Consider the following 13,943-nt stretch of genomic DNA (forward strand, 5'->3'; position numbering starts at 1 on the left):
CCTTAGCCGTTCAGGAAGCGGCGCAAGTTTGCGCCAAACAGACAGAGAATGTCATCGCGGGTGAAGCCGATCTCGTACAGTCTGCGCAGCGCGGCCTTGTGTTCGCTTTCGCGCAGTTCGGGATAGGATTCGCCGAAATTGAGATGCACATAGCGTTGCCGCGCATTGCGCAGAGTCTCGAGCTGCTCGGCTGTGGGCTCCGAAATTACGTCGAGAAGAACGAGCGCGGGACTGGTGAGCAGCGAATCGCGGACTTCCGCGGGAGACTGCGCGAATTGATCGAGTGTCGCGGTGACGATGGCGTGCGAACCCCACGCATTAACGCGCGCGCCGGTTTTGAAATCGAGGGGAATCAGCGCAAAGCTGCCCGCGTCCCTGAGCGCTTTGGCAGCCTGTTCGGTCAAGGCCGTCTTGTCCGCGTCGGCACCGGGTGTCAGATGCACCAGCGAAAGGCCCATGCGCGCCAGCGCGACAATATCGGCTTGCGTGCGCTTGAAGAGTGCTGCTTCGGTGATGGCCAGCACAACAGCTTGATCCAATTTGCCGCGCTGCTCAATGGCCTTCTTCAGTCCGTCGCTGGCAATCATCTTGTCCGCGCAATAGGTGTGCAGCAGCGCTGAACGATTGAGCATGTCCGACGTGGTTGTGCGCGCGTCGTACGGAAGCCAAGCGACTGTAATGGCGTCGGAAGCACTCACCGTGCCGGTCTGATCTACGAAGAACCCGTCAACGTCGAGAGTGACGGCGAAGCGCGACAATACGCGCAGTGAATCGCTGCGACAGGCTATGGCCGTTTGTTGCATGGCGACATTTCGGATCAGCGCTTCGGCCTGCGTGCCAACGGCGGCAAACGACTCGGGATTGAGCCAGGCGCCGTCGTCCGAAAAGTGATGATAAAAGGGATGATCGCCCGACGAGTAAAACGCGATGGCGGGCGCGCCGGCTTCGGCAAACGGTGCGTAGTCGCTGCTGCCGCGGCCGCGATAGGCGCGGATGCGCGGAGCTTTCGCCAGGGTCGCGAGCGAATCGGCGTAGGCGTTGCCGAGCCCTCCGAGCAATTCGAGACCCACGACCGTGGCGTTTCCGTCGCCCTGACCGACCATGTCGAAGTTAAACATCGCCGCGATATTGCCAAAGGGAATCGTTGGCTGTTCGACGAAGTGGTAGCTGCCGAGTAGTCCATCTTCTTCGGCGGTGAACCAGATGAACATGACGCTGCGCTTGTAGGGGCCGCCGTCTTTCAGCGCGCGCGCCAATTCGCCAATCAAGCCACTGCCGGAGGCGTTATCGTCCGCGCCGTTGTATGGAATCCGGCCTGCGTTGATGCCGCAATGATCGAGATGCGCGCCAACGACAATAATCTCGTTGCGCAGCACGGCATCGTTGCCGTAGAGCATCGCGCAGACGTTGCGTCCCACGCGGTCTTTCAACGGTCGCACCTTGACATTGAGGGCCGCCTGTTTGTCGGTGGTCAACGGCACGGACCTGGTCTTGAGCGCCTCCTTATAGCTTGCTATTGAATAGCCGGAGTTTTCAAGAACAACTTGCAGAACGCGCTCACCGACATACATCAGTGGCAATTCCGGATCGTAGAGCTCTTCGCGAATCGCGGCACCGTTTAGAGGCATCGCGTCAGCATACCACAACACCGCCGCCGCGCCGCGCGCCTTGGCTTCTTTCAGCGTGTGCGTGCGCGTGTTCTCGTCGTCAAAACTGTAGGCGCTGGTCGGCGCGCCGCGGACGATGACGACGACTTTGCCGTTGACATCAAGATCTTGATAGTCATCACGGCCTTTGGCCGGACTGACGATGCCGTATCCCGCGACAACAATGTCCTTCGTGAAATAGCCCGATCCGCTATGCGTGATCAGATTGAAATCGAGTCCGTGCGTGAACGTTATCTTGCCGAGTTCCGAACCTGTGACGGCAAAGCTCGCGGCCTGTTCTTCGGTGACCAGCAGCGGTACTGCTTGAAAATAGCCGTCAGTGCCGACAGGATCGAGGCCAATTCCCCGGCAATAATCGGCGACGTACTCTTCAGCCAGTTTACCGCCGGCGTGGCCGGGTTTGCGGCCTTCGAAGCGATCGTCTGACAACTGGCGCGCAAGGTCCAAGGCACGTTCGGCGTCAAAGGCGAGCAGGTTTGCGGCGAGCGCCGCGAAGATCAGCAGGCCGTGCAGCATCATGCGGGGCTGACCTCGTTGCGGCGGCGGCCATTGCTCTTGGCGACGTCCGCGTTGCGGCGCGCTTCCAGTTCGAGTTTCAGATAGCGGCCCGTGTGACTGAGTTTGTGTTTGGCGACGTCTTCGGGAGTGCCGGCCACGAGAATCTCACCGCCGCGCTCGCCGCCTTCGGGGCCGAGGTCAATGATCCAGTCCGCCGTTTTGATCACGTCAAGGTTGTGTTCAATCACGAGTACGGTGTTGCCGCGGTCTACAAGCGTGTGCAGGACTTTGAGCAGCAATTTGATGTCGTGGAAGTGCAGGCCGGTCGTCGGCTCGTCAAGAATATAGATCGTGCGGCCCGTGGCGACGCGCGAGAGTTCAGTGGCGAGCTTGACGCGCTGTGCTTCACCGCCGGATAGCGTTGTCGCCTGCTGACCGAGATGAATATACCCCAACCCGACTTCTTCGAGCGTCGCTAATTTGCGGGAGATGGACGGCATGGATTCGAAAAACTCGCGCCCTTCGGAGACGGTCATATCAAGCACATCGGCGATGGACTTGCCTTTCCAGCGAACTTCGAGCGTCTCGCGATTGTAGCGCTTGCCGTGGCAGACTTCACAGGGGACATAGACATCGGGCAGGAAGTGCATCTCAATTTTGATGATGCCGTCGCCCTGACAATTTTCACAGCGCCCGCCCTTGACGTTAAAGGAGAAGCGGCCCGGTTTGTACCCGCGCATCTTCGCTTCGGGAAGTTGGCTGAAGAGATCGCGAATCTGCGTGAACAGACCGGTGTAGGTCGCGGGATTGGAGCGCGGCGTGCGCCCAATCGGTGACTGATCAATGTCAATCACCTTGTCGATGTGGCCAAGTCCGGTCAACTGCCCATACGGCAGCGGCGGCTCTTTCGAACTGTAGAACTTTTGCGCCAGCGCGCGATAGAGCGTTTCGTTGATGAGCGTGGACTTACCCGAGCCCGACACACCGGTGACGACCGTGAAAGTACCAAGCGGAAAATCCACCGAGACGTCTTTGAGATTGTTGCCGCGAGCGCGGCGAATGCCCAAGTTCTTGCCCGCGCCCGGACGACGCTGCGACGGCACCTCGATGCGATCCAATCCGCTCAAGAAGCGACCGGTGAGCGAATGCTCGATTTTGGCGACTTCAAAGGGAGTGCCCTGCGCGACGACCTGTCCGCCGTGGCGACCGGCACCGGGGCCCAGATCCACGACGTGGTCGGCGGCTTCAATTGTGTCGCGGTCATGTTCGACCACGATGACGGTGTTGCCGATGTCGCGCAAGCGTTTCAGCGTGGCAATCAAGCGGTCGTTGTCGCGTTGATGCAGGCCGATCGAGGGCTCGTCGAGAATGTACATCACGCCGGTTAGTTGCGATCCGATTTGGGTCGCGAGACGGATGCGCTGCGCCTCACCACCGGACAGACTACCGGCGGCGCGATTGAGCGTCAGATAGTCCAAGCCAACGTCGAGCAGAAAGGTCAAACGCTCGCGCACTTCTTTCAGAATCTGGCGCGCAATGAGCGTGTCGCGTTCATTCAGCGTCAGACTGCTGAAGAAATCGTGCGCGTGCCCGATGGATAGATCGCAGACGTGATGAATGTTTTGTCCCTGCACGAGCACGGACAGCGCTTCGGGTTTCAGACGCGCGCCTTGACAATCGGGACAGGGGATGTTGCCCATGAAATCTTCAATCCACTCACGCACCTGCGTCGAGGTGGTCTGCTGATAGCGGCGCATGAGATTGGGAATGATGCCTTCCCATTTGCCCGTCGTTTCAAAGCGGGACTTCTGGCCTTCCCAGACGAACGCAACTTCCTTTTTGCCCGAGCCGTACAGAATGACCTGTGTCTGCTCGGGTTTCAGCTTCTTCCAGGGCACCGTGAGCCCGATCTTGAACTTGCGGGCGACGCTGTCGAGCATGTTGCCCATCCAGCCGTCCGTACCGCCCGAGAGACTGGCAATGGCACCGTCTTCAATTGAGAGTTCATCGTTCGGGACGACGCGCTCAGGATCGATTTCCATCTTGAAGCCCAAGCCCGTGCAGCGTTCGCACGCTCCGAAAGGTGAGTTGAAGCTAAACAGGCGCGGTTCGACTTCCTGAATCGAGATGTTACAGTCAGGACAGGCGAAACGCTCGCTGAAGATGCGCTCCTTGCGGCCTTCGATTGTGGCGATCAGCAGACCGCTTGACAGGCGAAGTGTCGTCTCCACCGAGTCAGTCAGGCGGCCGCGCAGGCCGTCCTTAACGACCAGACGATCCACGACGACTTCAATGGTATGACGGCGCTTCTTATCGAGGTCAAATTTCTCATCGAGTGAACGAATCTCGCCGTCTACGCGGACGCGCACGAAGCCGTCGCGCTGGATGCTCTCGAAGATCTCGCGGTACTCACCTTTGCGGCCTGTGACGACCGGAGCGAGCAGTTGGATCTTGGAGCCTTCGGGGAGATTCAGCAGGGCATCCACGATTTCCTGCGCCGTCTGCCGTTGAATCGGTTTGCCGCAGTTCGGGCAATGCGGTTTGCCGATGCGCGCATAAAGCAGACGTAGGTAATCGTAAATTTCGGTGACTGTCGCAACGGTCGAACGCGGATTGCGAATGCCGGCCTTCTGTTGAATGGAGATCGCGGGTGAGAGTCCTTCGATTGCATCAACGTCCGGCTTCTCCATCAGTCCTAAGAACTGACGGGCATACGCCGACAGGGACTCGACATAGCGTCGCTGACCCTCGGCGTAAAGCGTATCAAAAGCCAAGGAGGACTTCCCCGACCCGGAAATCCCGGTGATGACAATCAAGTGATTTCGTGGCAAGTCCAGCGAGACATTCTGGAGATTGTGTTCGCGGGCGCCCGAAATCCGTAAAAACGGCGATTCCATCTATTTGTTTATCCCAGTCTTAGCATGAACATTCAATGTACCGAAAAAACAGCCGATAATCAAGGCGAGTGGCATAACACGCTCACTTGCGGCAACAGTTTCCCCCGGCAATTTCTGCTTGACAAACTCAATATGCCTTCGTATATTGCGCCCGCCTATGGCAAAACATGATATAACTTGCCAGAATTAGGTGGTTTGCAACTATATCTGCTATAGTAGAAGAGAGTGCGGGACTTGCCGTTTTTTCCCGAAACTGCCCGACCTTGCCCGCATTCCCGACCCAGACCCAGCCATCCCACAGGAGTTCGCACCGCATGGCCAAAAACCGTATTCTTGTTGTAGATGACGAACAGCACTTTCGCGATTGGTTGGTCCAGACCCTGAAACGACGGAACTACGCCGTCGAGGCCTGTGAGGACGGTCAATCCGCACTGAACTTGTTAGAAGAGGGTCAGCAGTTTGACGTAATCGTGACGGACGTTCGGATGCCGAAGATGTCCGGTCTGCAGCTCTTGCGGACGACCCAGGAGCGTTTCCCGGGCGTGGACGTGGTCATCATGACCCAATACGGCAGCGTCCCGGAGGCGGTCGCGGCCTTGAAGGACGGCGCGATTGACTTCCTCGAAAAACCCTTCCCGCAGGAGACCCTCCTGCTCAGAATCCAGAAGGCGTTTGAGTCGCGCAAGCTGAAGCTTGAGAATTTTGAGTTGAAGCGCGAACTTGGTTCGAAATTCCAGTTCAACAACATTCTGGGGCAGTCGCCCAAGATGATTGAAGTGCTCGAACAGTTGGAGATGATCGTGCCGACCAAGGCGACGGTCTTGATTCAGGGCGAATCGGGGACGGGCAAGGAATTGATCGCGCGCGCTCTGCACGAAAACAGCCCGCGGCGCGGCGGTCCGTTTGTCAAGATTAACTGCGCGGCGATGCCCGAGACGCTGATGGAATCCGAGCTGTTCGGCCACGAGAAGGGCGCGTTTACCGGGGCGATCAAAACGGTCGAAGGCCGGTTCGCGCTGGCGCACGGCGGCACACTGCTGCTGGATGAAGTCAGCGAGATGTCCACGGCGATGCAGGCCAAGCTATTGCGCGTGCTGCAAGAGCGTGAGTTTGAAAAACTGGGCGGCCGCGAGACGATCAAGATAGATGTGCGTATCGTGGCCACGACCAATCGCGACTTGAAGAAGGCGATTGCCGACGGTCAATTCCGCGAAGACCTGTTCCACCGCTTAAACGTCTGCCCGATCAGGGTTAGCGCGTTGCGCGAACGCCGCGAGGACATTCCGGTACTGGTCAGCCATTTCGTGGCGGCCTATTCGAATGAGTACGCGAAGAATGTGCAGGGAATTGACGAGCAGGCGATGGAGCAGCTCATCAGCTACGATTGGCCGGGCAACGTGCGCGAGTTGCAGCACAAGATCGAACGCGCCGTTATCATGTGCGACGACAGCCTCGTGCGCACCAAGCACCTTTATCTGGACGGAATCGAGACAGCGCCGCAATCCGAGACAATGTTCACGCTGGACGCGCAGACGACGGCGACGCTGGCTGAGATCGAGAAGGCCGCGATCTTCCGGGCATTGCGAGTCCACGACAACAACCGCACCAAGACCGCTGAGTCGCTGGGGATCTCAATTCGTACGCTCCGCAACAAGTTGCGCGAGTACCGTGAAGAGGGCATTGCCGTAGATTAGATTGGTACACTTCGTGACAAATGTGAACGCGGCGACTCAGATGAGTCGCCGCGTTCTTATTTGCGACTACTTTGACAAGTTAGTCTAACGTTCGGCGATAGAATCCGACCGCGATGACCAGCATCGCCGTGCCGAAGACCATCATGGGCCAGATGTCGGGCCAGAGATCAGGCAGAGTGTTGCCTTTCAGCACAATGCCGCGCACGACTCGATGGAAATGGGTCAACGGCAAGACGTTGCCGATGTGCTGCGCCCACATCGGCATGCCGCGGAAGGGAAACATGAAGCCTGACAAAAGAATATTCGGCAGGAAGAAAAAGAAGGTCATCTGCATCGCCTGAAGCTGGTTGCGCACGAGCGAAGAGATGGTGATGCCCACCATCAGATTGGCCGCAACGAATACGAACGCCGCCAAATACAGCGTCAGAAGACTGCCAAACATGGGGATATGGAAAAGCACTCGCGCTGCAATGAGAATGATCGTCGCTTGCAACAGGCCGATCACGATATACGGGACGATTTTGCCCGCCATCACCTCGAAGGGGAGTACCGGCATCGCCAGGAGGTTTTCCATGGTCCCGCGTTCGCGTTCCCGCGTAATGGCCAGTCCGGTCATCAGCACCATCGTCATCGTGAGAATCACGCCCATTAAACCGGGAACAATGTTGAAGTGCGTGTTGCCCTCGGGATTGTAGAGCCGTTGTACCCTGACCTCGAAAGGAGCAGGGGAGGGGGCCAAGTGCGACAGGGCGCCGGTCAATTCACGGCGGGCCGTCAACTCGGCCAGAGTGCTGACGGACGAGAGCGCCATGCCGGTCGCGGCGGGGTCGGTGGCGTCCGCCTCAAGGAGTAAAGCCGGATGTTCACCGCGCAAGAGCTGGCGCGTGAAGTCCGGTGGAATGTTGACCAGAAATTGTATCGTACCCTGCGCCAACGCGGCACGGCCCGACTCTTCGTCAGGAACTTCCCCGACGATGGTGAAGTAGTCTGAATTCTTTAGCGTCGCGACCAGCGTGCGGACGATGTCGCTGTGGTCTTGTATCAGCAAGCCGGTCGGCATGTGCCGCGGATCGCTGTTGATGGCATAGCCGAACAACATTAATTGAATAATCGGAATGCCGATGATCATGCCGAATGTCAAGCGATCGCGTTTGAGCTGCAAGAACTCCTTGACGACCATGCTCCACCAGCGGGACGCGCCCTCGGGGCTGTAGAATCTCATGACGGGCTCCCATTCTGCGGGGCGGCCGTTTTCATCAGATAGATAAACACGTCTTCTAGCCCGGTCTCGACCTGCTCAACCCGACGCGATGTTCCGGCGACGGCGCGATCAATCGTGGCACGCGTCTGTGCCGCGTCCAGGCCGCTGACATGCAGAGCGGTGCCAAACAGAACAGTCTGAGCAATCCCCGGCGTAATCTGCAGGGCCTCGGAGAGTTCGAGCAGATGCTCGCCGTAGACAATAAAGGTGCTGAGGTTCTGCGACGCCACAATTTCGGGTGAGGTGCCTTTGGCCAGCAGTTTCCCGTTAGCAATGTAGGCCAGCTTATGACAGCGTTCCGCTTCGTCCATGTAGTGCGTGCTGACCAGCACCGAGATCCCACGGCTGGCCAAAAGATGAAGTTCCTCCCAAAAATCGCGCCGTGCCGAGGGATCCACGCCGGCGGTCGGTTCATCCAACAAGAGCAGTTCCGGCCGATGCAGCATACAGGCGGCCAGCGCCAGCCGCTGCTTCCAACCACCGGAAAGTTGGCCGACCAGTTGATTGGCGCGCGAGGTCAAGCCGAGTTCGTCGAGCGTGGTGTTGACTGCGGTGCGGCGATCCGGCATGTAGTACATGCGGGCCACGAACTCGAGATTCTCGCGAATTGTGAGATCTTCCCAATACGAAAAGCGCTGCGTCATGTAGCCTACATGCCGCTTGATACCCGCGCTCTGCTTGAGAATGTCGTAGCCCAAACAGGTACCGCTGCCTGAGTCGGGAGTCAGCAGGCCGCACATCATGCGAATCGTCGTCGTTTTGCCGCTGCCATTGGGCCCGAGAAAACCGAATATCTCACCGCGCTTCACCTGCAGCGAGACCTGATTCACCACGCGCTTGTGGCCAAAGCACTTGACGAGGTCGTGGACGTCTATCGCAAGTTCGGAGTTCACGGGAGTCTTACGCTCACAGGCTGGCCGACGTTGAGGCGTGTAGCGCCATCAGCGGGTCGCGCTTCGACCATGAAGACAAGTTTGGAACGCGTTTCGTTGCTGTAGATGATCGGCGGCGTAAATTCGGCACTCGCGGAGATGTAGGAAATCGTAGCCGGAAGCTCGCCGGTGCGGCCATCTATCGTCACGAGAACGGATTGGCCGGGCGACAGCTTGCCTAAATGCGTCTCCGGTACATAGAACCGCAGTTTGAGGTTTGCTGGCGGAAGCAGTCGGACCACGGGCGCTCCAGTTGGTACCCATTCCCCCACCTCGTACAATACATCGTAAACCAACCCACCGGTCACGGCGCTGACGGCTTTTTGGTCGAGCCGCCACTTGGCCTGGTCGTAGGCGGCTTGCGCCGCCTGCACCAGAGCGGCCTGCGCCTGCACCTGATCCGAGCGTGCGGGGAGAGAGGCGACTTTCAGTTGGTTTCGCAACTCGCGGACCCGAGCGGCGGCCTGGTCGGCCTGGGCGCGCACAATTTCCATTTGCTCCGGGGACACTCCGCCAGATTTAAACACGGCGTCCTCGCGGCGGAGGGTGGACTGCGTGAGCTTCTCGTTCGCTTCGGCTTGGGCCAATTGCGCCTGAATCACGTCAATTTCTTGCGGACGACGGCCCTGCTGCAAGTCCTCAAGCTGCGACCGGGCGGCCAGCAACTGCTGTTCGGATTGCCGCAGTACTGCCGACTCGACTTGAGCATCCAACGAAAACAATGGGGCGTTTGCGGCCACGGTCGAGCCGCGCTGCACCATGACGCTGTCCAAGCGGCCCGGCTGAGACGAAGCCACGTTAACGAAGTCGCCTTCGACGTAACCTTGATACTGGTCCGGAGGCTTGGTGCCGCAGCCGACCACCAACAGCAAGCCTGTCAGCCCCGCAAGGATAACAGAGAGCAGCGTTGAGAATTTCGGTGTCTTCATGTCCAACCTAGTCGGTCAATGGGTGATACAATACAAGTACGGCAATTTCAGCGTGCCTCGCAAGGCCGTTTCCCCGCGCCTTGGGCGACATTGTACAAGGCGAACGGCACCGCAAATGTCATGTCTCATGGCCGGACAACTTCAACCACCTCCGCCGGGAAAATGGTGCCGCAACGAGAAGCCCAGGGCGGCAGAGGAAGGTCAACCGAGGTGACCCACTCACACGCTAAGCTATTTAAATAAATTGATTTAAACGATGCCACAAGGCCGAAACTCAAGTTTTCGGGGGGTCGGCACGATAACTGCTTATTGCTCCGGTGGCAAAAAAGCTCAAGGGTCGCTTGATGGAACTTCACCCCCTATTCTCTGGCATGAATTCGAGTGTGTCGGGCATGACAGCCCAACGCAAGCGCATGAATGCCATCGCCGAGAACATTGCGAACATCGAAACGACTCGCACGGAGGAAGGCGGCCCGTACCGCCGCAAGGTCACCGTGCTGGCCGAAGATGAGCGCTTTGAAACCGCGCTGGAGCGGAGCACAAACCAGAAGCTAGCGCGCAGCGACAGCGATCACATGTTCGGGCGCGATGAAGACAAGCTGCTATCGCCGATGAACGGTGTCCAGGCGACCATCGAGCGCGATCCGTCGGCGTTTCGCGAGGTCTATGATCCCGATCATCCCGACGCTGACGAAAACGGTATCGTGAAGTTGCCCAACGTGGACTTGGTGCAGGAGATGACAGAATTGATCAGCGCCTCCCGCGCATTTGAAGCCAATGTGACAGCCTTCAACGCAACGAAAGCCATGATGAAAAAGGCGCTCGACCTGTAGAATGAAGATCAATACATCCTATACACCGCCCATTCAGCCGCCGCAAGCCCGGCCCGCGGCGGCACCGCAAAGCACAGAACGCGATTCCGCCGAGTCCAGGCTGCGCGAACTGATCGCGCAGCGGCACGCCGAATTTGAGCGCCATAGTCCGATCGAAGAGCTCGGTAAACACCTTGATCTGAGGGCCTGATCCATGATCTACGGAATTGACCGGCTGACGCCGATTCCGCCAATTGCCTCCGGTAAGAACGAGAGTTCGCCGACCGGCGGCGCGAGTTTCGGTGACACTCTATCTCAGTTTATCGGTGATGTGAACAAAATGCAGGTTGAAGCCGGCGAGAAGACGCAACTCTTCGCCACCGGCCAGATCCAAGACGTTCACGAAGTCATGTCGGCCGTCGAAGAGGCGTCCATCTCGATGGCGCTGCTGTTGGAAATTCGCAAGAAAGCGCTCGAAGGCTATCAGGAGCTGATGCGCACGCCCGTGTAATCGGACGCGCAAATCACGGATCATACGTAAATGGGAAATCCACTCGATACATTGCGCGAATTGTGGCAGCGGCTGACCGTTAATCAGCGGGGCACGCTGGTCATCGGCATCGGGCTCATCGTCGCGATCGCGGCCGCCGCCGTGTCTTACACGACGCGGCCTGTTATGGCGACACTGTATAGCGGCTTGGAAGCCAAAGACGCCGCCGCCGTTGCCGATCAGCTTCGCGACCAAAAAATCCAGTTCGACGTATCCAGCGACGGCACGATCAAGGTGCCGCAGGAGCACGTCAACTCGCTGCGGTTAACGTTTGCCGAAAAGGGCATACCGCATTCCGGCGAATTGGGTTATGAACTGTTTGACAAACCGATGCTCGGTCTGACCGATCAATTGCAGAAGCTCAACCAGAGGCGCGCGATTGAAGGTGAACTTGCGCGCACGATGGGCGCCATTGAAGGCGTGGAAAACGCCCGCGTGCACCTGGTGATACCGGAGCAGCGTCTATTTCGCGAAGATCAGAAACCCGCAACGGCCTCGATAGTGTTGACCTTGAAGTCAGGCTATTCGATGAATAAGAAGCAGGTCGCGGCGCTGACGAGTCTGACCGCTTATGCCGTGGAAGGGCTCGACCCGCAGCACGTCACGATCATGGATTCAGAAGGCAATCCGCTCACCAACGGCCCGCGCGATGAGTTGGCCGGGTTGTCCTCGACTCAATTGGAAACGCAGGCACTCGTTGAGCAGGAGCTCGAGCGGAAGGCGCAGGCGCTTCTGGAAGACGTCGTCGGGACGGGGCGCTCGCGCGTGGAAGTTACGGTCAAGCTTAACTGGAATCGCGTGGAACGCACGCTGGAAGACTTTGACCCTGACCGCATCGCGACACTCTCCGAGGAGTCGCAATCGAGCGACGATCCCGCGACCGGGACGACAGAAAAAATTGTGACGAACTATCAAGTGCCCCGCACAGTCGAAAAGATTGTACCGGCGGTCGGCACGATTGAGAAAATATGGGCCTCCGTCTTGATTGACGGGAGCTATTCGAGCGCGACGGGCGCGGACGGCGCGCCGACACAACAGTATGTCGAGCGAACGCCGCAGGAATTAGAGAAATTTCGCTCGATGGTATCCAGTGCGCTGGGAATTGACGCCGACCGCAGCGATGAGCTGACTGTCATGTCCTTCCAGTTCTCGCAGGACAACGGCCCGGCGGCGGACGAAGTCGCGCAGCCGACAGGTTGGCTCAGTTTGCTGCTGCAATTCGCGGATAAGATCATCCTGGTGATCGTGCTCGTGCTGGCGTTCTTCGCCGTGCGCGGCGCATTAAGCAAGATGAGTCAGCGACTTCCTGCGCTTCCCGGCGCTCCGGCTGTGACGATGATCGGATCGGGCGAACACGCGCAACTCGCGGGCGCCACGGCCGGTCACGCGCATTCCGGCGGCGCAGCATCGCAACTTCAGCAAAGTCCAGTTGCCGGGATGGCCGCACTAAGCGGCGGCGCGATGTCGCCGATGGGACAAGCGACCACGGTAATGAGCAGCGACGGTTCGCCGAAGGTCGTCTTCAAGAGTGCAACGAGCGGCACGCAACTGATCGAACTCGATGACGGCGGTCCGTCCGTGGAAGCGCTGAAAGCGCAAGAGATGTTGAATCGAACGGTTGCCTTCGTCACGGCGAAGCCAGACAATGCAGCGCAAATCCTGAGAAGCTGGGTGATGGATGGCACCAACTGAAAAAGGTCTAACGACCAAACTCACGAATATTCAGAAAGCAGCGGTCTTTCTGATCTCAATCGGACCTGATGCATCGGCGGAGATCTACAAGCGGATGCAGCAGGACGAAATTGAGGACATTACGAAGGAAATGCTGCGCATGCGCAACGTAGATTCAATGACGACCAATGCCGTCGTTGAAGAATTCTACCACATGATGTCCGCGCAGGACTTCGTGGCGATTGGCGGTATGCAGTATGCCGAAGAAGTGCTAAACAAATCGCTGGGACCGGAGAAGGCGATTGAAGTCATCCGGCGCATCGAACGGTTGATCCGCGTCAAAGGCTTCAACGTGCTCAAGAACGTGGACCCCAACCAGTTGCTGGCGTTCATGCAGAAGGAACATCCACAGACGATCGCCTTCGTGCTCTGTCAATTGCAGCCGCAGCAGGGCGCTCAGATCTTGGCCGACCTCTCGCCAGACTTGCAGGCAGAAGTCATGATGCGTTACGCGAACATGGAACGCGTCGCGCCCGAGACGATCTCGGCTGTGGAGTCGGTGCTGGAGTCGCGTATTGACTTTTCGCAGAACTCGAGCAAACTTGGCGGCGTCAAGGCCGCTGCCGAGATTCTGAACATGATCGGCACGTCGGCCGAGCGCTCTATTCTCACCAAGATTAATGAACGCGCGCCAGACCTGGCGACTGAGATCAAGAATTTGATGTTCGTCTTCGAGGATATCGTCCAATTGGATGACCGCTCCATTCAGAAGGTGCTTAAGGAAGTAGATAACAAGGACCTGGCATTGGCGCTCAAGCATGTCAGCCCCGAAGTGAAGGAGCGCGTGCTGTCGAATATGTCGGAGCGCGCGTCGGAAACGATCAAGGAAGAAATCGAATACATGGGCCCGGTCCGCCTGCGCGAAGTCGAAGTGGCGCAGCAGCAGGTCGTGGACATCATCCGCCGTCTCGAAGAGCAAGGTCAAATTGTCGTCATGAGCGCCGGTAAGGGCGAAGTGATGGTGGAGTAACG

11 protein-coding genes are annotated in these 13,943 nt (G+C 58.2%); 6 read left to right on the forward strand and 5 right to left on the reverse strand.

All coding sequences use genetic code 11. The annotated features are described in order from the left end of the window. Positions 1-2 precede the first annotated feature (2 nt). Together IPH10_00725 and uvrA are read right to left on the reverse strand one after the other, a co-directional pair. Positions 3-2,186, reverse strand: a complete 2,184-nt coding sequence (locus IPH10_00725; GenBank protein MBK6909452.1) for a M28 family peptidase — start codon at positions 2,184-2,186, stop codon at positions 3-5. After that, on the reverse strand, positions 2,183-5,062 hold the full coding sequence (uvrA, locus tag IPH10_00730; GenBank protein ID MBK6909453.1) for an excinuclease ABC subunit UvrA: 2,880 nt from the start codon (positions 5,060-5,062) through the stop codon (positions 2,183-2,185). The genes IPH10_00725 and uvrA overlap by 4 nt, the downstream gene beginning before the upstream one ends. A gap of 314 nt (positions 5,063-5,376) precedes the next feature. On the opposite strand from uvrA, the gene IPH10_00735 reads away from it, so the two are divergent. Continuing rightward, positions 5,377-6,756, forward strand: coding sequence for a sigma-54-dependent Fis family transcriptional regulator (locus tag IPH10_00735; protein ID MBK6909454.1), 1,380 nt, complete (start codon positions 5,377-5,379; stop codon positions 6,754-6,756). Between the two features lie 79 nt (positions 6,757-6,835). On the opposite strand, the gene IPH10_00740 is transcribed toward IPH10_00735, so the two are convergent. From IPH10_00740 to IPH10_00750, 3 genes are read right to left on the reverse strand one after another with little or no spacing between them, the layout of a single operon-like run. Further along, positions 6,836-7,978 carry an ABC transporter permease gene (locus tag IPH10_00740; GenBank protein MBK6909455.1) on the reverse strand — a complete coding sequence of 381 codons (1,143 nt, stop codon included), beginning with the start codon at positions 7,976-7,978 and terminating at the stop codon, positions 6,836-6,838. Beyond that, on the reverse strand, positions 7,975-8,910 hold the full coding sequence (locus IPH10_00745) for an ABC transporter ATP-binding protein (GenBank protein MBK6909456.1): 936 nt from the start codon (positions 8,908-8,910) through the stop codon (positions 7,975-7,977). The genes IPH10_00740 and IPH10_00745 overlap by 4 nt, the downstream gene beginning before the upstream one ends. Further along, entirely contained in the window at positions 8,907-9,878 is a 972-nt protein-coding gene (locus IPH10_00750; protein MBK6909457.1) for an HlyD family efflux transporter periplasmic adaptor subunit, read from the reverse strand. The genes IPH10_00745 and IPH10_00750 overlap by 4 nt, the downstream gene beginning before the upstream one ends. A gap of 344 nt (positions 9,879-10,222) precedes the next feature. Here IPH10_00750 and flgC point away from each other — a divergent pair, with 344 nt between their 5' ends. From flgC to fliG, 5 genes are read left to right on the forward strand one after another with little or no spacing between them, the layout of a single operon-like run. Further along, the gene (flgC, locus tag IPH10_00755; protein ID MBK6909458.1) at positions 10,223-10,711 is read left to right on the forward strand and encodes a flagellar basal body rod protein FlgC; all 489 of its coding nucleotides are present in this window, start codon (positions 10,223-10,225) and stop codon (positions 10,709-10,711) included. A 1-nt stretch (position 10,712) separates the two neighbouring features. After that, the gene (locus IPH10_00760) at positions 10,713-10,901 is read left to right on the forward strand and encodes a hypothetical protein (GenBank protein MBK6909459.1); all 189 of its coding nucleotides are present in this window, start codon (positions 10,713-10,715) and stop codon (positions 10,899-10,901) included. 3 nt (positions 10,902-10,904) lie between these two features. Further along, entirely contained in the window at positions 10,905-11,201 is a 297-nt protein-coding gene (gene fliE, locus IPH10_00765; GenBank protein MBK6909460.1) for a flagellar hook-basal body complex protein FliE, read from the forward strand. Positions 11,202-11,231: 30 nt separating this feature from the next. Further along, positions 11,232-12,932, forward strand: a complete 1,701-nt coding sequence (fliF, locus tag IPH10_00770; protein ID MBK6909461.1) for a flagellar M-ring protein FliF — start codon at positions 11,232-11,234, stop codon at positions 12,930-12,932. Next, positions 12,919-13,941: a flagellar motor switch protein FliG gene (gene fliG / locus IPH10_00775; GenBank protein ID MBK6909462.1), complete on the forward strand. Its 1,023-nt coding sequence runs from the start codon at positions 12,919-12,921 to the stop codon at positions 13,939-13,941. The genes fliF and fliG overlap by 14 nt, the downstream gene beginning before the upstream one ends. The last annotated feature ends 2 nt before the right edge of the window (positions 13,942-13,943 follow it).

It is taken from the genome of bacterium (genome assembly GCA_016702305.1).
Lineage (GTDB): Bacteria > Electryoneota > RPQS01 > RPQS01 > RPQS01 > JABWCQ01.